This window comes from Ruegeria sp. YTSA144, from assembly GCF_059610125.1.
The window spans coordinates 566,949-589,533 of record NZ_JBXWNA010000001.1 but is presented as its reverse complement, the minus strand read 5'-3'; the positions used below and the strand labels follow the sequence as shown (position 1 = coordinate 589,533).

Sequence of the window (22,585 nt, the reverse complement as noted above, 5' to 3'; positions counted from 1 at the left end):
GACCGGGAATACCGGTCCTTTTCGTTTATTCAGCAGCTTTCAGCGGCGGGCCAGAGGGGCGGTCAGACTGATCTGATCGACTCTCCTGTTCCGGTTCTTCGGAACGCGTGTCGTCCTCCCACACGATTTCGGTGGCCTGCACCTTGCGGGCAGAGCGCCCTATCGCCATGTCCTGCGCGATCTGGCTGGAGCGACCTGCGGTTACACGGGCCAGAACGCGGCTGAGCCAAATCGCATAGGTCGTCACCCAGACCCGCAGTGCCAGAAGCGACGGGGTGACGATCAGCGTCAGGACAGTTGCGATGCCCAGACCAAAGACCACAGCCGTGGCCAACTGCTTCCACCACAGGGCGGTGGGGCTGTCGATGGAATAGCCACCGTTGATGAAATCCAGCGACAAGCCGAACATCATCGGCGTCAGACCGGCCATCGTTGTCAGTGTGGTCAGCAGAACCGGACGGATACGCGATTCCGCGGTGCGGATGATCGCCTCGATCCTCGGCATATAGCTGCTGTATTCCTGATAGGTGTCGATCAGAACGATATTGTTGTTCACCACGATACCCGCCAGCGCCACGATGCCGGTCCCGGTCATGATGATCGAGAAGGGCTGTTCCATCACGATCATGCCGATCAGAACCCCGGTGGTGGACAGAACCACCGCCAGCAGAACCAGAACCGAGTTGTAGAACGAGTTGAACTGCGCCAGCAGGATCACGAACATCAGCCCCAGGGCGCCCATGAACGCGTTCACCAGGAAGGCGCCGGATTCTTCCTGCTCTTCCTGATCACCAGTCCATTCCCAGCTGATCGCGTTGGCGAACGGGCCGGTTTCCAGCCATTCCGTCAGCACCGCAATACGCTCGTTCGGGTTGATCAGCGCAAACTGCGCATCCCCGTCTTCAATCACGCCGCGCAACTGATCGACGCTTTCTGCACCGGTCAGTTGAACCAGTTCGTATGATTTTCCGCCCGCCGCGTTCAGCACCGTGCCAGTAGGTGTGTAACCTTCCGCCACTTCACGCACGACAGCCAGCCGCACCTGTTTTCCATCGGGGCCTTCGGTCACGACCTTGCTCAGCCCCGGTTCGACATCCGCTTTGACGTCATAGTATCGCTGTTGATCGACGCGGTTGATCTCGGCCAGCTTGGCCACGGGTTTACGTGTCACGAAATTCGACAAGGGCACCAAACCGTCCGGGGTACGGACCTTGAGCGCATCCAGCGTCGACAAAACGCGGTCTTCTTCGGGCAGGCGAACGCGAATTTCGATCTCTTCATCATTGCTGTCCGGGCGCATTTCGCCCAGGAGGATGCCGCGCGTGACCAACTGGACCATGGCGCCAACCGTGGCCACGTCGGCTCCGAACCGACCGGCCTTGGCGACATCCACGTCAATCTGCCAGTCGATACCGGGCAGGGGCAGGGTATCTTCGGTCTTAATCAGGCCCGGCGTGGTGTCGAAAACCTCGCGGGCGGTGATCGCTGCCGAGGTCAGGTCTTCCCACCCGTCACCCTTGATGCGCAGATGCACAGGCTTGGCCGAAGCAGGGCCTTGCTCCAACGGCAAAATCTCGACGATGATGCCGGGGATCGTTGCAAGTTGGGCATTCAGCTCATCAATCACGAAGTCGCCGTCATATTCGGGCGCCACGAAGTGCCGCTCGAACAGGCCCCACAGGGCGGATTCCGAGATGTTGGGGCGATCCTCCCAAGGGATGATTTCGAACTGAACCCGGCCCACTGTATCGGCCGGCGCCTGAGCACCACCGTTGTTCTGGTTCAAACCGCCTTCGCCCGCAAAGGCAAAGACATTGATGACCGCGGGATGAGATCCGATGATCTCTTCTGCCTGAAGAACCATCGCGTCTTTTTCCGCCAGGGACAGGTTCCCGCGGGCCCGTACATATGCGGTGGCCTGTTCAGGTTCGCTTTCCACGAAGAATTCCACGCCTCGGGACTCCTGGGGAAACCAGAGGAAGGCCACGAAATACACCGCTGAGAAAACCACCAGCAGTGATACAATCGGCATGATTGGGTTGCCGACAAGGAACCGGACCACGTGGCCAAACAATGTGTGTTCGTCCGCCGTGTGAACATGGTCCTCTTTGGCGCGTTCAATTTTTGCCGCGCTCAGGGTTACGGACCCGGCAAAAGCCCCGAACAGGAACAGCAGCGCCCCGGCGATCGCGCCACCGGGCAGCAGGTAGTCGGGGTTCAGGACCTGCATCGCGCCCAGAAAGATCATGTACAGCGACGGCGGCACCATCAACACCCGTACCCACCATGGCGTGCGGGCCCGCAACCAGACCGAAGACCGGTCGAAGATGCGGCTTAGCCGACCGGAAACACCGCCCATGACCGGCAGATAGATCAGCGCCACGATCAACGAGGCCGACAGAACGAAGATCAGCGTGACGGGCAGCATTCCCATGAACTCGCCGGGAATACCGGGCCAGAACAACATGGGCAGGAACGCACACAGCGTCGTCGCGGTCGAGGACACGATGGGCCAGAACATGCGCTGGGCGGCCTCGACATAGGCGTGCATCGGGCCCACGCCTTCCTTGATGCGTTTGTCGGCGTATTCCACAACCACGATGGCACCGTCAACCAGCATCCCCACAGCGAGGATGAGGCCGAACATCACGATGTTCGAGATGCTGACGCCCATGACGGCGAGAAACGCAAAACACAGCAGGAACGAGGTCGGGATCGCAAAACCCACCAACAGGGCAGCCCGCGTCCCCAGCGAGGCCAGAACCACGATCATCACCAGCGCGATCGCGGTCAGAACCGAGCCTTCAAGCTGGCTGACCATCGAGCCGACGATGCGGCTCTGGTCGTTCGATGTGCCCAGGTCAACCGCCGCCTGAAGCTCGGGCGGCCACTTGGTCTTTGCCTGGGCGATGGTCTCCTTCACCTGCGCGACGGTGTCGATCAGGTTGTATCCCTTGCGTTTGACCACTTGCAGCGCAACGGTCGATTCACCGTTGAAACGGGCTGTCCCTTCGCGGTCTTCGAAAGTGTAGTTGATCTGTGCCAGCTCCCCCAAGGTGACGACCCGATCGCCGTTGACCTTGATCGGCAGGCCGTAAACATCCTGTGCGGTTTTGAACGACGACGGTATCTTGACCGAAAAGGTGCCCTGTGCGGTTTCAACCTCACCGGCCGCGATCAACTGGTTGTTGTTGCGCACCACGTTGATCAGCTCGTCCGCCGTCACGTTGTACGCCTCAAGCCGCAGCGGATCGATCACGACCTCGAGCATCTCGTCGCGATTGCCTGCGATACCGGCTTCGAGAACGGAATCCAGAGCCTCAAGATCGTCCTGTAGATCCTTGGCGACACGGGCCATCGTGCGTTCGGGTACGGGACCGGTCAGGTTCACGATGACGATCGGGAATTCGGAAAAGTTGATCTCAGTCAGGGAGTATTGCTCTGCGCCTTCGGGGAAGTCCGCCTGAGCTGTGTTCATCGCGTCACGCACATCGGCCATGATCGCGGTTTTATCCCAACCGAAGTCAAATTCCAGCGCGACCCCTGCATAGTTTTCGGCTGCGGTCGAGGTCATTTCCTTGAGCCCGTCGAGATCCGCCAGTTCGGTCTCCATCGGCTTGATCAGCAGGTTTTCAGAATCCTCTGCGGAAATCCCGGGAAACTGCACTGAAACGAACAGGGCGGGGATTTCGATATCCGGCTCGCCTTCTTTCGGAAGCGAGACATAGGCAAATCCACCGATAACCAGCGAGATGGCGATAAACGCCAATACCATTCGGGCCCGATCAGCGGCCCATGCGACGATACCGGTCATTGTGATGCTTCCCGATAGGTCGGCGCAACGGTTACTCCGCGTGTAACGAATTCCTGACCGACAACAATGATATCCGTCGTTTCGGGAAGGCCGTCGATCCACACGCCCTCTGCCGTGTCACGCAGAATGCGGACGGGCATGAAATCGACGACATTGCCGGTACCGACCGTACGGACACCCAGTTGACCTTCGTTGTTCAGGGTCAGTGCGGATTGAGGCAGCAGGTGCGCCTTGGTGCCCTCGGCTGCGATGCGGATGGTCGCGGTCTGACCGTCGCGAATGGTCAGATCCGGGTTCGGAACCGTGATTTCAACTTCGAAGGTGCGTGTTGTCTGATCCGCCGAGCGGCTGAGGAACGTGACGCGGCCGCCAAGCTGCCGACCGGTGACCAGTGTTGCCGACGCTTCGGACCCCACCTGGACACGGTTGACCTCGGTTTCCGGAACATACCCGACCAGTTTGATCGGATCGAGCTGAATAACAGTTGCGCAAAGGGATCCCGGCTGCATCAGGCTGCCCAATTCGGCGGTGTCACTTTCCAGCAGGCCCTTGAACGGGGCCTTGATGGTCAGGCGGCCAACCTCTCGCTGCGCGGCTTCGACGGCGGCTGCGGCTGCTTCGATTCCGGCCCGGGTGGCCTCCAGCTCGGCTTCGGCGGATTTTACACCTGCTTTGGCAGTGCTCATCGCAGCCTCGCTGGAAATGCGGCGGGTTTCCGAAGCAAACCCGGTTTCCGCCAGTTTGCGCGACGCGGTCAGGTTGATTTCGGCCTCGGCCACACGGGCATGCGCCTCTTGCAAGCGGGCTTCAGCCTCGGGGATGCGGCTTTCAGCTTCCAGTTTGCCAGCCAGTGCCTCGGCCAGTTGCGCCGGGCGCGTGCCGGGGTCGAGTTCACACAGAACATCCCCGGCCTCGACAAACGCACCTTTGCGCTTGGGTTCCGAGATGACCGTGGATGTGGTTTCAGACAGAACTTCGACCTGCCGGTTCGCCTTGGTTTGTCCACGCAGCAGAACCGCACTGTCAATTTCGCGCGCCTGCGATCGCAGGGCGACGACGCCAACGGCAGCAATATCGGTATCGTCGGATTCAACGGCTTCTGTCTGCGCGGCTTCTTCCGTGTCCCCACGCCCGGCGAAGGCGAACAAAGAGTCGCGCTCAAAAACGAGATAATAAAGCGCAACAATAACCAGAAGGGCGTTGATGAAAGAAATCAAACGCATACAGTATTTCTCCTAGAATTCGGTGCCAACAAAAGCGGGCCTGTCTCGCTATGAAATGGGGCGTCGGCCGTGTAATTTCCACACTAAACTGAATAGTTCGGTTTGGTTTTTTTCGCAAGAGAGAAGCCAAGCGGTGAAAATGCGCAAAATCGGACCCTTGGCTTGGCGTTGGTGCCGGGGTATGACATGGCGCACTTATGCAAGACACACAGCCCAGGGGGCAGGAATGAGCGACACCGACAGTTTCATTGATGAGGTCACGGAAGAGGTACGCCGTGACCGGATGTATCTGCTGCTGCGCCGCTGGGGCTGGGTTGGTGTGGCGGCCGTCGTGCTGATTGTTGGCGGGGCTGCATTCAATGAATACCGCAAGTCCCGCGACACGGCGCAGGCGCAGGCTCTGGGTGACTCGATTCTGGCAGCTCTGTCGGAAAACGATTCAGATGCTCGGGCAGCCGGGTTGCGGGATATCGAGGCGCAGTCGCCGGGCGGGGATGCAGTATTGAAGATGCTGCTGTCTGCGTCGCAGGTAGAGGCCGGATCGCGCGACGAAGCAGTCAACAGCCTGAACGCGGTTGCTAGGCAGGGGGACCTGCCCGAGATTTATCGCGCGATCGCAAGCTTCAAGGCGCTGTTGTTGCAAAGCGACACCTTGCCTGCTGCCGACCGTCGACAACAGTTTGAGGCGCTGGCTGCGCCCGGTGCGCCTTTGCGTCTGCTGGCCGAAGAGCAACTGGCCCTGATTGACGTGTCCGAGGGCAATGTCGATGCGGCACTGGACCGTTTGCAAGCGCTGCGTCAGGACGCCGAGGTCGGTATTGATCTGCAACAGCGTGCGGCCCAGCTGATAGTCGCTTTGGGCGGCGAACCCGAGCCATTGGTGGCGCAACAGGGCTGACCAGGCGGGACAAAAGACTTTATGACAGGCGAGTTCGGAACACCATGGTAACAAGAATTATTTCCCGCGCGGGATGGCCGGTTGCGGCACTGGCTTTGACCGCATTGACCGCCTGTGAACCTCCCGAAGCGATCCTGCCCGGAGAACGTGAGGACATCCGTCCGGCGTCTGATCTGGAAACGGTGGAAAAAAGCGGCTCTCAGCCCATCAGCCTGCCGGCTCAAAAGGCGAATGCCAGCTGGCCGCAAAGCCCGGGGACGGCTGCCTACCGAACCTCGAATGCGGCCTTGCGTGCCACGCCGCAGCGGATCTGGTCCGCTTCCATCGGGCAGGGCGACTCGCGCAAGCAACGGATCACCGCCGAACCGGTGGTTGCGGGTGGGTTGATCTATACGCTGGATGCGGGGGCGGCCGTGTCAGCGGTTACTCCGCAGGGCCAGCTGGCCTGGGATACCGACCTGATTCCGCCAAGCGACGGCGATGTGGACGCCACAGGTGGGGGCATGGCCTATTCGGACGGTGTTCTCTATGTGTCGTCCGGGTTTGGGCGATTGACCGCTCTGGACGCAAAAACGGGTGCAGTGCGCTGGCAGAAGCGACTGGAAGCAACCGGGAGCGGCGCGCCGATGGTCAATGACGGGCTGTTGTACCTGGTCGCGGGTGACGAAACCGGTTGGACCATCAATGCCAAGGATGGCAAAATTGCCTGGCAAATCGAAGGCACGCCCAGCGTCGGTAACGTCCTGGGGGCTCCGGCACCGGTGATCGCTTCGGACCTGGCAGTGTTTGCATTTGGGTCCGGCGATGTTGCGGCTACCTTCCGCCGTGGCGGAATCCGTCGCTGGAATGCGTCGGTCGCAGGCGGGCGGCGGGGGCGGGCTGCCGCGCAGATCGTTGACGTGACCGGCAGTCCGATGGTTGTCGGAGACACAATCTTTATCGGCAACCATTCTGGCCGGACCGTAGCCTTTGACGCCGCCACCGGTGAACGCCGCTGGACCGCCGATGAAGGCGCGGTCGACACTGTCTGGCCCGCGGGCAACAGCATTTTCCTGATCAGTGACCGCAGTCAGCTGGTGCGCTTGAACGCGGCCGATGGCTCGGTCATCTGGGCGCAGGATCTGCCAAGCTTTGTCAAGGACAAGCGAGGCCGTCGCGGGCCGATCTTTGCACATTACGGTCCGATCCTGGCCGGAGGCCGTATTGTGATTGCGTCCAATGACGGGTATCTGCGCTTCTTCAATCCGGTTAACGGAGCACTGGTTCACCAGGTCGAAGTCCCCGGAGGCGCGACAACGGCGCCGGTTGTCGCCGGGCAAACGCTGTATGTCGTTTCCTCCAAGGGTGATCTACACGCTTTCCGTTGACGGCAAGATGCGCTAAAGGGCGCTTCTTGAGTCTTGAAAGTTGAGTATCATGTCGCTGACCCTCGCCATCGTGGGGCGCCCGAATGTGGGCAAATCCACACTGTTCAACCGCCTTGTGGGCAAACGTCTGGCCCTGGTCGACGACCAGCCCGGCGTGACGCGTGACCTGCGCGAAGGCGAAGGGCGTCTGGGCGATCTGCGCTTTACAGTGATTGATACGGCGGGTCTTGAGGACGCGACGGATGACAGTCTTCAGGGTCGGATGCGCCGCTTGACGGAACGTGCTGTGGACATGGCTGATGTCTGCCTGTTCATGATCGACGCGCGCGTGGGTGTGACACCAACGGATGAGATGTTCGCCGAGATCCTGCGCAAACGGTCCAAGCACGTGATCCTTGCGGCCAACAAAGCCGAAGGCAATGCCGCGGATGCGGGTGTTCTGGAAGCTTACAATCTGGGTCTGGGTGAACCGGTCCGCTTGTCAGGCGAACACGGTGAAGGGATGACGGACCTGTATGCGCAGCTGATGCCTCTGGCGGATGCGGCAGAAGAAAAACAGGTCGAGGAAGCCCCGCAAACGGACATTGAACTGGACGAAGACGGTGAGGGCGAGACGCCGCTGATCACCGCGGCCAAGCCCTTGCAGGTTGCGGTAGTGGGGCGTCCCAACGCGGGCAAATCCACCTTGATCAACAAGATCATTGGCGAAGACCGTCTGTTGACGGGACCAGAGGCTGGCATCACGCGTGACGCAATCAGTTTGCGAATCGACTGGGCTGACCCGGATGGCGAAAGCACTCCGATGCGGATCTTTGACACCGCAGGGATGCGCAAGAAAGCAAAAGTACAGGAAAAGCTGGAAAAGCTTTCCGTGTCGGACGGTCTGCGCGCGGTGAAGTTTGCCGAGGTCGTCGTTGTGTTGCTGGACGCCGCGATCCCGTTTGAACAGCAAGACCTGCGAATCGCCGATCTGGCCGAGCGCGAAGGCCGGGCCGTTGTCGTCGCGGTCAACAAGTGGGACATCGAGGACAACAAACAGGAAAAGCTGCGCGAGTTGAAAGAGTCGTTTGACCGGCTGCTGCCACAGCTTCGCGGCGCGCCGCTGATCACGGTTTCCGCCAAGACGGGCCGGGGGTTGGAGCGTTTGCGCGCCGCGATTCTGCGCGCCCATGACGTCTGGAACCGTCGGGTGCCGACTGCCGCTCTGAACCGCTGGCTGACCGCCATGCTGGAACAACATCCGCCGCCAGCCCCACAGGGACGCCGGATCAAACTGCGCTACATGACGCAGGCCAAGACCCGACCTCCGGGGTTCGTGGTGATGTGTTCGCATCCCGACAAGATGCCAGAAAGCTATACCCGTTACTTGGTGAACGGTTTACGGCAGGATTTCGACATGCCCGGAACACCGATCCGCCTGACTCTGCGCGGGCAGGGGGACAAGAACCCCTACAAGGGGCGGCGCAAGAAAAACGCGGGCGCATTGGCCAAGCATCTGAAGGGGCGCGGGTAAGCTGCGCACCGGAATCAGGGCTTTGATGACACAGGCAGACTGATTAAATCGTGCCCAAGGACGAATGCGCGGTTCGCTTCTGCGGCGTTGGCGATACCCTCTGACGTCCCATTGCCCTGTTCAATGGCCGTCGCCAGTTCGGCCGCGGCCGAGCCGGTCGTGAAGATCGATGCAATTCTCGTTCGACCTCCGAAAAGACCTTTGGAAGCGTTGGCATTGTCATAGGTCAGGTCAAATGTGGAAACCAAACTGACCGCCTCGTCATCGGGTCGTTTGTTTTGATTGCGCGATATGGGCGGAACCAGCGTTGTCACGCGGCGCTGTACACCCGCGTTGACTTCGACAGGCAGGGCCTTGGCAGGATCAGAGCGTAACGCGATGTTCACGCCGCTGCGTTCCCCGTAGACCAAACTGCGGTCCTGAATCGAGGTGCAGCCGGCGACCACGCAACTCGTGCACAACTGTATTGCCGGTCACGATGGCGGCTGTGGATGAGGTGCCAAAACCGTTATACGAGCACCCCGCAAGCGCGGCGCAGATCAATGGCGCCAATGGCAATATATTTCTCGATAAAGTCAATCAATAGGCCTTAAAACACGGCTTCTTACTCTGACCGGAAGTTTCCCATGCGTCAACTCGGAGGCATGTGAATACTGTTGAAGCGTTCCGAAACACTGTGGGGCTTTGTTCTTCGGGCGCGTCCCTGTTGTCAGGGGCGTGTTTTTCGGTGCCTGTGATCGTCACGCAAGCGCGTAACTGCGCCAATATTCAGCGTTTTCGCTCTGGGGGCGTGACAGCCCCTGTTCTGCGCGCTAGCATTCAGGTGTGTGCATCTGTCAGCACATGCATTGTTTTCACGCGGTCAATCCGCGCCTGGATTTTGAACGGATTATAACAGGGCCATCGTGGGGAGCGGACTGGATGGATCTGAGGGAATACACAAGACACTATGCAGTTCAGGACAACAGATTGGCTGCACTGAGCTATTTTGGCACGTTTGCGGTGTATTTCGCATCGCTGGCTGTGGCTATCATATTCGTGGATCGCTGGTACATCATGGTCCCGGCCGGGATCGTCTTCGCCTTTTCGGCAGTGCGCCTTTATGTGCTGCAACATGATTGCGGGCACCATTCGCTGTTTGAAACGCGAATGCAGAACGAATGGGCGGGGCACGGTCTTTCCCCCTTCACCTTTGCGCCGTTCGAGGTGATGAAGCAGAATCACAATCTGCACCATGCTGGGATCGGAAACCTCGAGCATCGCGAGACCGGTGAAATTCACACCATGACGTTGCGGGAATGGAATAACGCGGACTGGAAAACACGTTTGTTTTACAGGCTGTACCGAAACCCCTTCATTCTGGTGCCGGTCGGTGCCCTGTTCACATACTTCATTCGCTATCGCTGGCCCAAGAACACTGTTCGTTTCGGTGTCAAAGGCGTTTTGCTGCACAATGCCTCGATCATCGTATTTTTGGGCCTGTTGTATCTGATCGCGGGCATGACCGGTATTTGGGTTTGGTTGGTGTTTTCTTTCCTGGGCGGAATGCTGGGTGTGTTCCTTGTGTATCTGCAACACAATTTTGAAGACACCTATTGGGATCGCCGCCCTGATCTGAACCCGCAGACCGCGGCGCTTCATGGGTCTTCCGCGCTGGATTTCGGATGGTGGTTCGATACCGCCGTAGCCTGCATCACGCTACACGACATCCACCATTTCAATGCACGTATCCCATCTTATCGGTTGCGGGCCTGCCACTATAACCTGCCGCCTGAATTCACCCCTCGCCGGATCAAGTTCCCCGAGGCAGTAGCGGCTTTGAACCTCAAGCTTTGGGATGAGGATGCGAAACGCCTCGTGCCGTTCCCGAAAAATGACCGAACCGCTGGGCTGGCGCATAGCTGATCCATTGGTTTTGGGAAGGCAAGCGCTGAACTTGCGGATGTGCATATCCAGTGTATTTGCGATGAGGCAGGGCGATGGAGAAAGGACCCTTGGATGACCGTAGTGACCAACGTTAAAGGTGTGGGAGAGGCGCTGAAAAAAGCCCTTGCAGCCAATGGCTTTAAGACCGCAGAAGCGATAGCGAAGGCGTCACCCGCAGATCTGGTCAAGGTTCCACGGGTCGGAGAGAGCCGCGCCGCCGTATTGATCGAAGCCGCAAAAGCGGCAATAGCTGCAACGCCCGCAGCCGGGAAGCCTGGCGCGCGCAAGGCGCCGGCCCGAAAGCCGGCGGTCCGTAAACCAACAGCTGCAAAACAAGCCGCCCGAAAACCAGCCGCCCAAAAAGCCACCGCGCGCAAGACCGTGGCCGCTGCGGCTGCCGAAAAACGGGCGGAAGAGGCCGCACGCAAAGCGGCGGAAGAAAAAGCGGCAGCTGAAAAGGCTGAAGCTGCGGCCAAGAAAAAGGCTAAGGCCAAGGCCAAGGCTGAAAAAGCCGCCAAGAAACGCAAAGAAATGGAAGCAGCGTTTTCCAAGGCCAAGGATAAGGTGAAAGCAAAGTCCAAGAAGGGCAAAAAGCCGAAGACGGACGACAAGAAAAAAGACGCCAAGAAGGGCAAAAAAGACGCCAAGAAGGCCGAGAAAAAAAGTGACAAGAAGAAAAACCGCAAGAAGGACAAGAAAAAGGCGAAGAAATAAGTTCCTTCGCCCCGTCTTTCTTTGTGAACCGGCGCCTGGTGGTGCCGGTTGCGTTTTTCAGGCCAGTGTGCCGTCCAGTTGCAGGGTCAGTTTGCCGCCCAGATAGGGGCTCAGGACTTCGGGCAAGGTCACGGTGCCGTCCGCGTTCTGGCCGTTTTCCAGCACAGCGATCAGGCAACGCCCAACAGCCAAACCCGAACCGTTCAGCGTATGGACGTATTCCGGCTTGCCGCCACCTTCGGGGCGGAACCTTGCGTTCATGCGGCGGGCCTGGAAATCACCACAGGTCGAAACCGAGCTGATCTCGCGATAGGTGTCCTGACCGGGCAACCAAGCCTCGATATCATAGGTGCGGCGGGCGCCAAAGCCCATGTCACCGGTGCACAGGATGACGGTGCGGTAAGGAATGCCCAGCTTTTCCAGAATGCCCTCGGCGCAGCGCAGCATGCGCTTTTGTTCTTCGTCCGATTTGTCCGGATGCGTGATCGAAACCATTTCGACCTTTTCGAACTGGTGCTGCCGCAACATCCCGCGGGTGTCTTTGCCCGCGGATCCGGCCTCGGACCGGAAGCACAGGGAATGCGCGGTGTATCGGCGGGGCAGATAGCTTTCCTCGATCAAAGTGTCGTTGACGATATTGGTCAGCGACACTTCGGAGGTCGGGATCAGCCACCAGCCTTCGCGGGTCTGATAGCTGTCTTCGCCAAATTTCGGCAATTGGCCGGTGCCCTGCATCATCTCGGACAGAACCAGAACCGGGCCGTTCACCTCGGTCAGCCCGTTTTCAGTGATATGGGTATCCAGCATGAACTGCGCCAAAGCGCGATGAATACGGGCGACGCCGCCGGACAGCAGCACAAATCGCGAGCCGGATAGTTTGGCTGCGGTTTCGAAATCCATGCCTTGCTGAACGGATTCGATCTCGAAGTGTTCCTTGGGCGCGAAATCCAGTTCGCGCGGCGTACCCCAGCGGCTGACCTCGACATTGTCGTTTTCATCCACGCCATCCGGCACGTCTTCGGCGGGCAGATTTGCGATGCGGATCAACTGATCTGTCAGCAGGGCGTCCAGATCCTTGGCCTCGGTCTGCATCCGTGCGATCTCGGCCTTTTTCTCGGCGACCAGCGCGCGCAGACGCTGAAACTCGGCTTCGTCGCCTCGAGCTTTGGCCGCGCCGACTTCCTTGGACGCTTTGTTCTGTTCGGCCTGCGCCGTTTCGGCGGCCAGAATCTTGGCGCGGCGACTTTCGTCCAGCCTGAGCAAATCTGACGACACCGGCGCGTCCCCACGGCGCGCTAGAGCGGCGTCGAAAGCGGCAGGGTTTTCGCGAATGGCGCGGATGTCGTGCATGTCTCAGATCCTTGAATGCGTGAATCACTGAAACCGCTTATGCACCATCTGTCGGGCGGGGTGTAGCACCGGTTACGACTTATCGGCCTCGTCGTGGATTTCATGCGCCAGATGTCCGTCCCATTCTTCTGTCGGGATTTTTGGTTCCGGTGGATCTGCCATGTAAGACGGCGTCATGATCTGCACTTTGTTCTCGTTGAATACGGCGACAATGTTGCGATGCAGGTCCGAGCGGATTTTCGGAATGATGCTGCCGCGGGTGGTATAGCCGTTGATCTGATAGTTGATGGCGTAGTCGGCCAGCGCCGTCCACAGCACGAAAGGTTCCGGCTTGGCCTTGATCCCCTTGGTGCGGTTGGCCGCCTCGATCAGCATTGCTTCGATCTTTTCGGGCGGTTCTTCATATCCGATGCCAACCGTCGTGTGCAGCAGCAAACCACTGCCATCGGTTTTCTTCGAGAAATTCACGACATCCGAATTCATCAACTGTGCGTTCGGGATCGAAATCAGCTCGTTCTTGATGGATTTCAGATGCGTCTCCATCAGTTTGATCTGAACCACGTCGCCTATATGCTCTCCGATCTGAATGCGGTCGCCGATTGACGTGGAACGGCGATAGATCACGAACAGCCCCGCCAGCATGTTGGACACGACCGAGTTGGCCCCCAGCGACAGCATGGCGCCGACCAGAATGGTCAGTCCCTGGAAGGCGGCCGAATCCGAACCGGGAATGTAGGGAACGGCAAAGACCAGCGCGATCAGAATCACGACAACCCGTGCGATGTTGAACGTCGGATTGACCCAGTGCTTTTCAAAATCGCCCATTTCGAAGGAACCGGCTTCGACCGCGTCGAAGAACACGCGCATGCCCTTGATTATGTACAACGTGACCCATGCGATCAGGCTCAGCATAATCAGGTTCGGGATATAGCTGAGTATTCCCTTGAATATCAGCAGCACCGGTTCTGTCAGATAGGTCAGCAGCAGCTGCGCGAAATAGCGTGTTTCCGCAAAGGCCAGCAGAACGAAGGACAGGTAGTAGTAGAAGCCGAGAAAGAAGATGACCAACAGGGCAAAATTCAGTCCGTATCGGATCAGGGCGGCGATTGCTTCGGCCTGAACGCTTTTGGCCGTCGCCGTTTCGACATCCTTCAAATAACGCTTTACCAGTTTCAAAGTGCGCCGCCTGATCCGCCGGTGCAGCCAAAGGATAACCAGCACGAAGACGACAAAGCCTAAGGTCCATCCAGCGGCCTCAATCGCTCCGGATACCCGGGCTTGATCTGTACGGTTGGAGCGGTAGGCAAGGATGGCCTCTTCGATGGCCTGACCATGCAAGAAGCCGAGGACGTCCAGCTCCATCTGGTCCAGTTCGGCGTCCGCAACCGTTACGATCGATACGATTTCACCGTCGGCGCGAATGCGTATGCCCAGATCGGTTTCTTCAAAGGTGATGTCGACCGCGGGGCTTTCCGAGGCTTCGGCCACCTCAATGATCTTATTCTGAACGCCTTCGGCCCGTTCCGGCGCGGGCAGGGCGCTGGAGCCGCGCAAGAAGAACAACATGTCGCCGTCGACGATGACAGGTGCCTTGAAACTTTCGGTTTCTTCCACATCGGGCTCGGTGATTTCGGCAGGTGCTTCCTGGGCCTTTAGCGGCACTGCCAGGCACAAGAACAAGGTCAGCAGAGACAGCAAAAGCGTCAACGATTGGAACGGCTTGTAACGAGTTTTCATTGTCCCCCCTGACGTCTGACTATAGCAAAACTGAAATATCTGCATAGGACATATCTGCAACGTTCAAACGGTTCTTGAGGCACCTTTGTCAGGTTGCAGCCGGTCACATGACCACCTTTGCTTGCAAACACGCATTTCAAAGCATAGGTTCCGGCCAAATTTGCGGAACGGTGCCGCAAGATCTGAATAAAGGAATATCCCATGGAAGGTGGCGCAATCGCCCAGTTTCTCCCGCTGATCCTGATCTTTGCGATCATGTATTTCCTGCTGATCCGTCCGCAGCAGAAGAAAATGAAGGAACATCAAGCCATGGTCGACGCCGTGCGTCGCGGGGATCAGGTTGTCACCCAGGGCGGGCTGATCGGCAAAGTGTCGAAGGTCAAGGAAGGCGACAACGAGATCGAAGTCGAGATCGCCGAAGGTGTAAAGGTGCGTGTGGTCAAGTCGACCATTGCTCAGGTTCTGAACAAAACCGAACCCGCGAAGTAATTCCACCTTACAATTCCTTGAAAAGGCAGGGTAATGCTGCAAATTGATACCTGGAAGCGGGTTCTGATCTGGCTGGTCTGCGTGACTGGTCTGCTCATGGCCCTGCCAAACGCGTTTTATACGCGGGTTGAGCAATCAAACGACGCCAAGGCCGCGATAGAGCTGGGCGTGGACACGCCTGAAATGCAGGCCGAAGCCGGGCAATGGCCGAATTGGTTGCCCTCATCACTGGTCAATCTGGGTCTCGACCTGCGCGGCGGTGCACATCTGTTGGCCGAAGTTCAGGTGCAGGACGTCTACGAGACCCGGATGGAGGCGATGTGGCCGGAAATCCGTGACGCCCTGCGCGACGAACGCTCGACCGTCGGGACGATCCGCCGTCAGGAATCGGCTCCCGATGAGATTCGCGTGCGCATCAGCCAACCCGAGGGCATGGCGCGGGCATTGGAAGTCGTGCGCGGTCTTGCCCGTCAGGTGCAGACCCTGACCGGTGTCGGGGCAACGGATATCGAGGCGCGTGCCGAAGGCGACACGATTGTCGTTCAGTTGTCCGAGGCAGAAAAACTGGCCTCAGACGACCGCACGGTTCGTCAATCGTTGGAAATCATCCGCCGCCGGATCGACGAAGTGGGCACCCGAGAGCCCACCATTCAGCGTCAGGGTGCAGATCGTATCCTGATTCAGGTGCCAGGCATCGGCAGCGCGGGTGAGTTGAAAGAGATCATCGGTACCACGGCACAGCTGACCTTTAACCCGGTTGCCGGACGAGGCACCGACCCGGATGCCGTTGCAGGCATTGGCGAAGAAATCGTGCCGTCGATTGACGAAAGCGGTGTTTACTACACCATTGAATCCGCTCCGGTTGTTACCGGCGAGGAACTGGTGGATGCGCAGCCCGCATTCGACCAGAACGGCCGCCCTGCGGTCAACTTCCGGTTCAACACGTCTGGTGCGCGCAAATTTGGGGATTACACCCGCGACAATATCGGAGCCCCCTTTGCCATCGTTCTGGACGACGAGGTGATATCGGCCCCCGTGATCCAAAGTCATATTCCGGGCGGTTCGGGTATCATCACCGGCAACTTTACGGTTGAGGAAAGCACCAATCTGGCCGTTCTGCTGCGAGCGGGCGCACTGCCTGCCGGTCTGGAGTTCCTCGAAGAACGCACCATCGGGCCCGAGTTGGGGCAGGACAGTATCGACGCGGGCAAAGTCGCCACCATCGTGGCCTTTGTCGCGGTGCTGGTATTCATGGCGCTCAGCTATGGTCTGTTCGGGATCTTCGCCAACATCGCGCTGATCATCAACGTGGGCCTGTTGTTCGGTCTGCTGTCCATGATCGGGGCAACCCTGACCCTGCCGGGTATCGCGGGGATCGTGTTGACAGTTGGTATGGCGGTGGACGCCAACGTGCTGATCTTTGAACGTATCCGCGAGGAACTGAAATCGGCCAAAGGTCCGGCGCGCGCAATCGAACTGGGCTATGAAAAGGCGTTGTCGGCCATTCTGGATGCGAACGTGACCACATTCATCACCGCCGTGATCCTGTTTGCCATGGGCAGTGGCCCGGTGCGCGGCTTTGCAATTACTCTGGGCCTTGGCATTCTGACCTCGGTCTTCACCGCAATCTTCGTGACGCGCCTGATGGTCGTGATGTGGTTCGAACGCCGCCGTCCGAAAACGATCGAGGTTTGACATGAGACTGAAACTCGTACCCCAGAACACCTCGTTCGATTTTTTCAAACACTGGAAGGTCTGGTTGGGCATCTCCGGCCTGATGATGGTGGTTGCCTTCACCTCGTTCCTGTTGCAGGGGCTGAATTTCGGCATCGACTTCCGAGGTGGCACCACGATCCGGACGCAAAGCGCGGTTGAGATCGATGTGGGCACATACCGAGATGCCATCGCCCCTCTGGAACTGGGTGACGTGACCATCACCGAGATTTTCGACCCAACCTTTGCGGATGACGAAAACGTCGCGATGATCCGCATTCAGGCGCAAGAAGATGCCGAGGCTGTGGAAGCTGCGACCATCACCGCCGTGGAAGAAGCGTTGCAGCAGGTTGTTCCCGACATTCAGTTCGTGTCAGTGGAATCCGTGGGGCCCAAGGTCTCGGGCGAGTTGATCCAGACCGCCGTCATCGCGGTGGCTTTGGCGATCGGCGCGGTGCTTGTGTATATCTGGCTTCGGTTCGAATGGCAGTTCGCGCTGGGGGCCGTGGCGGCGCTGGTTCACGATGTGATCCTGACCATCGGTATCTTCTCGGAACTGCAAATCCGCTTTGATCTGGCCATTATCGCGGCCCTTCTGACCATCGTCGGTTATTCGCTGAACGATACCGTGGTCGTCTTCGACCGGGTGCGTGAGAACCTGCGGAAATACAAGAAGAAAGACCTCAAAGAGGTGCTGAACATTTCGATCAACGAGACCCTCAGCCGGACCGTCATGACCTCGGTCACCACGTTGCTGGCGTTGATCTCGCTTTATGTTCTGGGCGGCGATGTGATCCGCGGCTTCGTCTTTGCGATGATCTGGGGCGTGATCGTGGGCACCTATTCATCGGTCTTCGTGGCCTCGACCATCCTGCTGTGGCTGGGGGTCAAGCGCGACTGGTCCAAGCCGTCCAACACGGCGGGCAACCAGTTTGCCAATATCGATGCCTGAGGCGTTGCAACAGGCCTTGTCCCTGCCGGGGCTGGGTTGGTTGATACTTACCATCGGAGCCGCGGGACTTGTCCGCGGCTTCACTGGTTTTGGCACCGCGATGATCTTTGTGCCGGTGGCCACTCAATTCCTGCCGATTGCCGATGTCGTCTTTCTGATGGCGGCCACCGGGATCGTATCGACCTTTGCGCTGGCGCCGCAGGCGTGGCACGAATGCGACAAGATCGAAATCAGCACTTTGGGCATTGCAGCGACATTGACCGTGCCACTGGGGCTTTGGGTCATGGCACAGGCCGACACGGTCGTTCTGCGCTGGATCGCTTGCGGCATCACTGGCGTGACCCTGTTGGCGATCGTCACCGGCTGGCGCTGGCAGGGACGACTGGGTGTGCCCGGACGGCTGGCCATCGGAGGCAGCGCGGGCGTGATCGGCGGCATGACCGGACTGACCGGCCCGGTCGTTATCGTATTCTATCTGGCCAGTTCTTCAGATGTGCGCAAGATTCGCGCCAACACGATCATCTTCCTGGCGCTGCTGGATGTGGCCATCGTTTTCAGTATCCTGATCGGAGGCGCTGCGGATCTGTCGATCCTGTGGATTGTCCTGCTGCTGGGTGTGCCCTATCTGACCACCACACTGATCGGCAAGGCTCTGTTCGATCCAAAGCTCGAACGGATCTATCGCGCTGCGGCTTATTCGGTCATTCTGATAGCAGTCGTGTCCGGTTTGCCGATCCTGGATTGAAGGAGGGAAGAAATGCGCCTGAACCAGGTTACGTTTTCAGATGCCAAGCCGGTTGATGGCTATGGCCCCGGTTTTTTCCGCATCGGCGGTGATGTGTTCGAAGGCGCCGTTCTGACCGGTCCCGCAGGACCTGCCACCTGGGGCGGCTATGAAGATTCGCAGCCACTTCTGGAACTGGCCGATGAAATTGACGTTCTGCTTGTCGGTACCGGCAAAGACATGGTTCACATTCCCCAATCTTTGCGCACCCGGCTGGAAAGTGCCGGAGTCGGCGTCGAAATCATGAATTCTCCGGCTGCGTGCCGCACTTACAATGTCTTGCTCTCTGAAGGTCGCCGCATAGCGCTTGCTCTGATCCCGGTCTGACGGGACCCCTTCATCTGGCTGAAAATATCCCGGGGTGTGTGAGGGGCTGGCCCCTCACTCGGACCTCTCTGCTCAAAGCTCCCGTAACCGAACTGCGGCAAATCCCACCTTTTGCCTCTGATGACATTCCGATAAGCGGGTCTCATGACTCTGATAGTAACCGACCTGTCGATCACCCGTGGTGGCATTCCCGTCCTGGAGCATCTCAGCTTTCAGCTGCCTCCGGGCAAAGCGCTGATTCTGCGTGGGCCGAACGGGATCGGCAAAACGACCCTTCTGCGCACATTGGCCGGGTTGCAGCCGCCGCTGGAAGGTCAGATCCAGGGCGCGGAAGACCAGATCGCATATGCGTCCCATTCGGACGGGCTGAAACCGACGCTGACTGTATCCGAGAACCTGACGTTCTGGGCTTCTGTCTTTGGCACCAACGGCATCCAGACGGCGCTGGACGCGTTCCAGTTGAACGAGCTGGCGGACCGCCATGCGGGGAACCTGTCGGCTGGTCAGAAACGGCGGCTGGGGCTAGCGCGAATGCTGGTCACCGGGCGGCCGATCTGGATGCTGGACGAACCGACCGTTTCGCTGGACAGAAATGCGGTGCAAATGTTCGCCGATGCAGTCCGCGCGCATCTGGGGCAGGGCGGGTCAGCCCTGATCGCGACCCATATCGACCTTGGCCTGGATGGCGAGGTTCTGGACGTCGGCCCGAACAAGGCCAAACCCAAACCCATTGACGATTTCGACGGAGGCTTCCTGTGATCGCCCTTCTGCTGCGCGACCTGAAACTGGCCTTCCGTGCAGGCGGAGGGTTCGGATTGGGATTGGCCTTTTTCCTGATCGTGACCGTGATGGTGCCGTTTGCAGTGGGGCCACAATCCTCGCTGCTGTCCACCATTGCACCCGGAGTGCTCTGGCTGGGGGCGTTGCTGGCCTGCCTTCTGTCTCTCGACAGGCTTCTGGCGCTGGATTGGGAGGACGGATCGCTGGACCTTCTGGCCACGGCACCGCTGCCACTGGAATCAGTTGTGACCATCAAGGCGCTGGCCCACTGGCTGACCACAGGCCTGCCTTTGGTTCTGGCCGCGCCCTTTCTGGGGGTTTTGCTGAACCTGCCTGCACCGGGCTTCTTCTGGCTTGTCATCTCGCTGCTGATCGGAACCCCGGCCATGAGCGTGATCGGCACATTCGGCGCTGCCCTGACCGTCGGCCTCAAGCGTGGCGGGCTGCTGTTGTCGCTCTTGGTGCTGCCGCTTTACGTCCCCACCCTGATTTTCGGGGCCGAAGTCGCCCGGCGTGGGGCAACGGGGATGGACGTGCAGACGCCGTTGTTGATGTTGGCAGGGATCACGGCTGCGACGATAGCATTGTTGCCCTTTGCCAGCGCGGCTGTGTTACGTATCAATCTGCGGTGAACCGTCCCAACTTTGACTGATGTCAATTGAGAAAACCCCCAACTCGGACTAGATAGGGCCCATGTCGATAGCAGCCAAAGCCAATGCCCTCTGGGAATACGCCAACCCGCGCAAGTTTCTTGCGACCAGTGAACGTGTCCTGCCGTTTTTCTGGATCATCTCGATCATCTGCATCGTCGTCGGGCTGGTCTGGGGGTTCTTCTTCACGCCGGACGACTACAAACAAGGGTCGACGGTCAAGATCATCTATCTGCACGTCCCGGCGGCGCTGATGGCGATCAATTGCTGGCTGATGATGCTGGCGACTTCTTTGGTCTGGCTGGTGCGACGTCACCATGTCAGCGCGCTGGCGGCGCGGGCGGCTGCACCGATCGGGATCGTGATGACCCTGATTGCGTTGCTGACAGGGGCGATCTGGGGACAGCCCATGTGGGGCACCTGGTGGGCGTGGGATCCGCGTCTGACGTCGTTTCTGATCCTGTTCCTGTTCTATCTTGGCTATGTCGCGTTGTGGGAAGCTATCGAGGATCCGGACACCGCGGCGGACCTGACCTCGGTTCTGTGTCTGGTCGGATCCGTGTTCGCGCTGCTCAGCCGATATGCGGTCAACTTCTGGAACCAGGGCCTGCATCAGGGCGCATCGGTCATGCGGGCGGCTGCCGTGACCGGAGCCGATACGGAAGAAAAAGTCAGCAATATCTACTTCTATCCGCTGTTGCTGTGCATCATCGGATTTGTTCTGCTGTTCATTGCTTTGGTGCTGTACCGCACCGGGACTGAAATCCGCGCGCGTCGCATCAAGGCGTTGCAGGCGCGGGAAAGGGTGGGCGGATGATCCCCGATCTTGGAAAATACGCTGACGCGGTTTTGTCGTCTTATGCCGTGTCCATCGTGCTGCTTGTGGCATTGATCGTGTTCAGCGTGATGCGAGGGCGCAAGATACGCACTGAGATGGAAAAAATCGAACAAAGGATTTCGCGCAATGGCTAAGATATCGCCCCTGATGATCGCGCCGCCTTTGATTTTTGGCGCTTTCGCCGTGTTGGCCGGGATCGGTATGTTCCGGGAAGACCCCAACGCGTTGCCCTCTGCCCGCGAAGGCCAACCGGCTCCGCCCGTGGTTCTGACCGAGTTTCCGGAAAAGAAGCTGTTTGATGATGCCACGCTGCGGGATGGAGAAGTCAAACTGGTCAACTACTGGGCCAGCTGGTGCGCGCCGTGCCGTGCCGAGCATCCCAATCTGGAAGCGCTGGCCGCCGAAGGCATCCCGGTCTATGGCATCAACTACAAAGACCAGTTGGGCAACGCCCAAGCGTTCTTGACCGAGCTGGGTGACCCCTACGCCGCGATTGGCCGTGATGAGAAGGGCCGCATGGCATTGGATTGGGGTCTTTACGGCGTACCCGAAACCTATGTGGTTGATGGCGACGGCACAATCATCCTGCGCTTTGCCGGCCCGATTACGCAGCGCGTGATTGAAAACACTCTGCGTCCGGCGTTGGAAAAGGCTGCGGGCGGTTGAGCAATTTGGAAAACGAGGTTTAAGCCACCTTACAAGCGATACCCTCCGGTCACGCCCAGAACCTCTCCGGTTACGAACCCCGCCGCGTCCGAGGCCAGAAACCGAACGACCCTGGCGATGTCTTCGGGTGTTCCGATCCGGCCCAGCGCCGTTTCCTTGACGAAAAGCGATGTCAGATCGTCAGGACGGGGGGCTTCGGGGATGTTGATGGCGCCCGGCGCAACCGCGTTGACACGGATGCCTTCGGGGCCGAGTTCTTTCGCCATGGCCCGTGTCCACAGGTTCAAAGCCGCCTTGCTTGCCCCATAGGTCACTGCGTCGCGCGGTGGCAAAGTCGCGTTCATCGATGAGATGCTGACGATCGAAGCGCCGCGGTTCAGATGCGGCAATGCCGCAGCCAGCAACGCGGCGGGGGCCAGCAGATTGAGGTCAAGAATGGCGCGATGGTCTTCAACCCTGAACGCTTGTTTCGGAGTGGCGCGAACAAGACCCGCGTTGTTCACGATCACGTCCAGTCGTCTGAAGTGATCGATGACCTTTTCGACGACCTGGGTGGGTTGGTTGTCTTCGGTCAGGTCCGATTGAATTGCCAGAACGTCGCCTTTCAGCACTTCAGAATCGGGCTGGCTGGCCAACCAGGTGAAGGCAACATGGTGATCTCGGCTTAGGTCTTCGACTATTGCCCGCCCGATCCCACGGGCACCACCGGTTATCAGTGCAACTTTTTCCATGAACTCAGATGACCGGCAAAGCTCCCAGGATTCAACGTTGTTTTTTGCGCTGTCGAAATGCTGTCACTTGCGCAGCAATATCCAGAGCATTGCCGCGATGAACGCAAAGGTGA

The 22,585-nt window shown here is 58.9% G+C and carries 21 protein-coding genes; 15 read left to right on the top strand and 6 right to left on the bottom strand.

Translation table 11 applies throughout. The features are described from left to right. Positions 1 to 25: 25 nt before the first annotated feature. Both AC2FF8_RS03025 and AC2FF8_RS03020 read right to left on the bottom strand, forming a co-directional pair. Positions 26 to 3,814: an efflux RND transporter permease subunit gene (locus AC2FF8_RS03025; protein ID WP_496878879.1), complete on the bottom strand. Its 3,789-nt coding sequence runs from the start codon at positions 3,812 to 3,814 to the stop codon at positions 26 to 28. Beyond that, positions 3,811 to 5,037 (bottom strand): efflux RND transporter periplasmic adaptor subunit, encoded by a 1,227-nt coding sequence (locus AC2FF8_RS03020; RefSeq protein WP_496878878.1) that lies wholly within the window; start codon positions 5,035 to 5,037, stop codon positions 3,811 to 3,813. The genes AC2FF8_RS03025 and AC2FF8_RS03020 overlap by 4 nt, the downstream gene beginning before the upstream one ends. A 226-nt stretch (positions 5,038 to 5,263) precedes the next feature. Here AC2FF8_RS03020 and AC2FF8_RS03015 point away from each other — a divergent pair, with 226 nt between their 5' ends. From AC2FF8_RS03015 to der, 3 genes are read left to right on the top strand one after another with little or no spacing between them, the layout of a single operon-like run. Next, positions 5,264 to 5,935, top strand: coding sequence for a hypothetical protein (locus AC2FF8_RS03015; protein ID WP_170343878.1), 672 nt, complete (start codon positions 5,264 to 5,266; stop codon positions 5,933 to 5,935). Between the two features lie 44 nt (positions 5,936 to 5,979). Further along, entirely contained in the window at positions 5,980 to 7,302 is a 1,323-nt protein-coding gene (locus tag AC2FF8_RS03010) for a PQQ-like beta-propeller repeat protein (RefSeq protein ID WP_496878877.1), read from the top strand. Between the two features lie 49 nt (positions 7,303 to 7,351). Further along, positions 7,352 to 8,815 (top strand): ribosome biogenesis GTPase Der, encoded by a 1,464-nt coding sequence (gene der, locus AC2FF8_RS03005; protein WP_170343880.1) that lies wholly within the window; start codon positions 7,352 to 7,354, stop codon positions 8,813 to 8,815. 14 nt (positions 8,816 to 8,829) lie between these two features. Here der and AC2FF8_RS03000 read toward each other — a convergent pair whose 3' ends face one another. Next, on the bottom strand, positions 8,830 to 9,225 hold the full coding sequence (locus tag AC2FF8_RS03000; protein ID WP_496878876.1) for a hypothetical protein: 396 nt from the start codon (positions 9,223 to 9,225) through the stop codon (positions 8,830 to 8,832). A 511-nt stretch (positions 9,226 to 9,736) separates the two neighbouring features. On the opposite strand from AC2FF8_RS03000, the gene AC2FF8_RS02995 reads away from it, so the two are divergent. After that, on the top strand, positions 9,737 to 10,720 hold the full coding sequence (locus tag AC2FF8_RS02995) for a fatty acid desaturase (RefSeq protein ID WP_170343882.1): 984 nt from the start codon (positions 9,737 to 9,739) through the stop codon (positions 10,718 to 10,720). Between the two features lie 93 nt (positions 10,721 to 10,813). Further along, positions 10,814 to 11,455 (top strand): helix-hairpin-helix domain-containing protein, encoded by a 642-nt coding sequence (locus tag AC2FF8_RS02990; RefSeq protein ID WP_496878875.1) that lies wholly within the window; start codon positions 10,814 to 10,816, stop codon positions 11,453 to 11,455. 57 nt (positions 11,456 to 11,512) lie between these two features. Here AC2FF8_RS02990 and serS read toward each other — a convergent pair whose 3' ends face one another. Together serS and AC2FF8_RS02980 are read right to left on the bottom strand one after the other, a co-directional pair. After that, entirely contained in the window at positions 11,513 to 12,805 is a 1,293-nt protein-coding gene (gene serS, locus AC2FF8_RS02985) for a serine--tRNA ligase (protein ID WP_496878874.1), read from the bottom strand. Between the two features lie 72 nt (positions 12,806 to 12,877). Then, complete coding sequence (locus AC2FF8_RS02980) at positions 12,878 to 14,542, bottom strand: mechanosensitive ion channel family protein (RefSeq protein ID WP_496878873.1); 1,665 nt, start codon at positions 14,540 to 14,542, stop codon at positions 12,878 to 12,880. A 201-nt stretch (positions 14,543 to 14,743) separates the two neighbouring features. Here AC2FF8_RS02980 and yajC point away from each other — a divergent pair, with 201 nt between their 5' ends. The 10 genes from yajC to AC2FF8_RS02930 all read left to right on the top strand — a co-directional run bounded on the left by yajC (position 14,744) and on the right by AC2FF8_RS02930 (position 21,741). Then, the gene (yajC, locus tag AC2FF8_RS02975; protein ID WP_117868574.1) at positions 14,744 to 15,031 is read left to right on the top strand and encodes a preprotein translocase subunit YajC; all 288 of its coding nucleotides are present in this window, start codon (positions 14,744 to 14,746) and stop codon (positions 15,029 to 15,031) included. Between the two features lie 33 nt (positions 15,032 to 15,064). Further along, a complete protein-coding gene (gene secD, locus AC2FF8_RS02970) occupies positions 15,065 to 16,726 on the top strand; it encodes a protein translocase subunit SecD (RefSeq protein ID WP_425078477.1) in 1,662 nt (553 codons plus the stop codon). Position 16,727: 1 nt separating this feature from the next. Beyond that, entirely contained in the window at positions 16,728 to 17,696 is a 969-nt protein-coding gene (gene secF, locus AC2FF8_RS02965; protein WP_170343887.1) for a protein translocase subunit SecF, read from the top strand. Further along, complete coding sequence (locus AC2FF8_RS02960; RefSeq protein WP_496878872.1) at positions 17,677 to 18,441, top strand: sulfite exporter TauE/SafE family protein; 765 nt, start codon at positions 17,677 to 17,679, stop codon at positions 18,439 to 18,441. The genes secF and AC2FF8_RS02960 overlap by 20 nt, the downstream gene beginning before the upstream one ends. Positions 18,442 to 18,453: 12 nt before the next feature. After that, positions 18,454 to 18,807, top strand: coding sequence for an Mth938-like domain-containing protein (locus tag AC2FF8_RS02955; protein WP_425078475.1), 354 nt, complete (start codon positions 18,454 to 18,456; stop codon positions 18,805 to 18,807). A gap of 144 nt (positions 18,808 to 18,951) precedes the next feature. Continuing rightward, a complete protein-coding gene (gene ccmA, locus AC2FF8_RS02950) occupies positions 18,952 to 19,566 on the top strand; it encodes a heme ABC exporter ATP-binding protein CcmA (RefSeq protein WP_170343889.1) in 615 nt (204 codons plus the stop codon). Further along, complete coding sequence (ccmB, locus tag AC2FF8_RS02945) at positions 19,563 to 20,219, top strand: heme exporter protein CcmB (protein WP_170343890.1); 657 nt, start codon at positions 19,563 to 19,565, stop codon at positions 20,217 to 20,219. The genes ccmA and ccmB overlap by 4 nt, the downstream gene beginning before the upstream one ends. A 61-nt stretch (positions 20,220 to 20,280) precedes the next feature. After that, positions 20,281 to 21,054, top strand: coding sequence for a heme ABC transporter permease (locus AC2FF8_RS02940; RefSeq protein WP_496878871.1), 774 nt, complete (start codon positions 20,281 to 20,283; stop codon positions 21,052 to 21,054). Beyond that, positions 21,051 to 21,209, top strand: a complete 159-nt coding sequence (ccmD, locus tag AC2FF8_RS02935; RefSeq protein ID WP_170343892.1) for a heme exporter protein CcmD — start codon at positions 21,051 to 21,053, stop codon at positions 21,207 to 21,209. The genes AC2FF8_RS02940 and ccmD overlap by 4 nt, the downstream gene beginning before the upstream one ends. After that, on the top strand, positions 21,202 to 21,741 hold the full coding sequence (locus AC2FF8_RS02930; protein ID WP_170343893.1) for a DsbE family thiol:disulfide interchange protein: 540 nt from the start codon (positions 21,202 to 21,204) through the stop codon (positions 21,739 to 21,741). Before ccmD ends, AC2FF8_RS02930 begins: the two co-directional genes overlap by 8 nt. 29 nt (positions 21,742 to 21,770) lie before the next feature. Here the strand turns inward: AC2FF8_RS02930 and AC2FF8_RS02925 are convergent, their stop codons facing one another. Next, positions 21,771 to 22,472 carry an SDR family NAD(P)-dependent oxidoreductase gene (locus tag AC2FF8_RS02925; protein ID WP_496878870.1) on the bottom strand — a complete coding sequence of 234 codons (702 nt, stop codon included), beginning with the start codon at positions 22,470 to 22,472 and terminating at the stop codon, positions 21,771 to 21,773. Between the last annotated feature and the right edge of the window lie 113 nt (positions 22,473 to 22,585).

Bases quoted from the DNA above. Each gene is read 5' to 3' on its own strand.
- AC2FF8_RS03025 (WP_496878879.1), bottom strand. From the start codon at position 3,814: ATGACCGGTATCGTCGCATGGGCCGCTGATCGGGCCCGAATGGTATTG.
- AC2FF8_RS03020 (WP_496878878.1), bottom strand. From the start codon at position 5,037: ATGCGTTTGATTTCTTTCATCAACGCCCTTCTGGTTATTGTTGCGCTT.
- AC2FF8_RS03015 (WP_170343878.1), top strand. From the start codon at position 5,264: ATGAGCGACACCGACAGTTTCATTGATGAGGTCACGGAAGAGGTACGC.
- AC2FF8_RS03010 (WP_496878877.1), top strand. From the start codon at position 5,980: ATGGTAACAAGAATTATTTCCCGCGCGGGATGGCCGGTTGCGGCACTG.
- der (WP_170343880.1), top strand. From the start codon at position 7,352: ATGTCGCTGACCCTCGCCATCGTGGGGCGCCCGAATGTGGGCAAATCC.
- AC2FF8_RS02995 (WP_170343882.1), top strand. From the start codon at position 9,737: ATGGATCTGAGGGAATACACAAGACACTATGCAGTTCAGGACAACAGA.
- AC2FF8_RS02990 (WP_496878875.1), top strand. From the start codon at position 10,814: ATGACCGTAGTGACCAACGTTAAAGGTGTGGGAGAGGCGCTGAAAAAA.
- serS (WP_496878874.1), bottom strand. From the start codon at position 12,805: ATGCACGACATCCGCGCCATTCGCGAAAACCCTGCCGCTTTCGACGCC.
- AC2FF8_RS02980 (WP_496878873.1), bottom strand. From the start codon at position 14,542: ATGAAAACTCGTTACAAGCCGTTCCAATCGTTGACGCTTTTGCTGTCT.
- yajC (WP_117868574.1), top strand. From the start codon at position 14,744: ATGGAAGGTGGCGCAATCGCCCAGTTTCTCCCGCTGATCCTGATCTTT.
- secD (WP_425078477.1), top strand. From the start codon at position 15,065: ATGCTGCAAATTGATACCTGGAAGCGGGTTCTGATCTGGCTGGTCTGC.
- secF (WP_170343887.1), top strand. From the start codon at position 16,728: ATGAGACTGAAACTCGTACCCCAGAACACCTCGTTCGATTTTTTCAAA.
- AC2FF8_RS02955 (WP_425078475.1), top strand. From the start codon at position 18,454: ATGCGCCTGAACCAGGTTACGTTTTCAGATGCCAAGCCGGTTGATGGC.
- ccmA (WP_170343889.1), top strand. From the start codon at position 18,952: ATGACTCTGATAGTAACCGACCTGTCGATCACCCGTGGTGGCATTCCC.
- AC2FF8_RS02940 (WP_496878871.1), top strand. From the start codon at position 20,281: ATGTCGATAGCAGCCAAAGCCAATGCCCTCTGGGAATACGCCAACCCG.
- ccmD (WP_170343892.1), top strand. From the start codon at position 21,051: ATGATCCCCGATCTTGGAAAATACGCTGACGCGGTTTTGTCGTCTTAT.
- AC2FF8_RS02930 (WP_170343893.1), top strand. From the start codon at position 21,202: ATGGCTAAGATATCGCCCCTGATGATCGCGCCGCCTTTGATTTTTGGC.
- AC2FF8_RS02925 (WP_496878870.1), bottom strand. From the start codon at position 22,472: ATGGAAAAAGTTGCACTGATAACCGGTGGTGCCCGTGGGATCGGGCGG.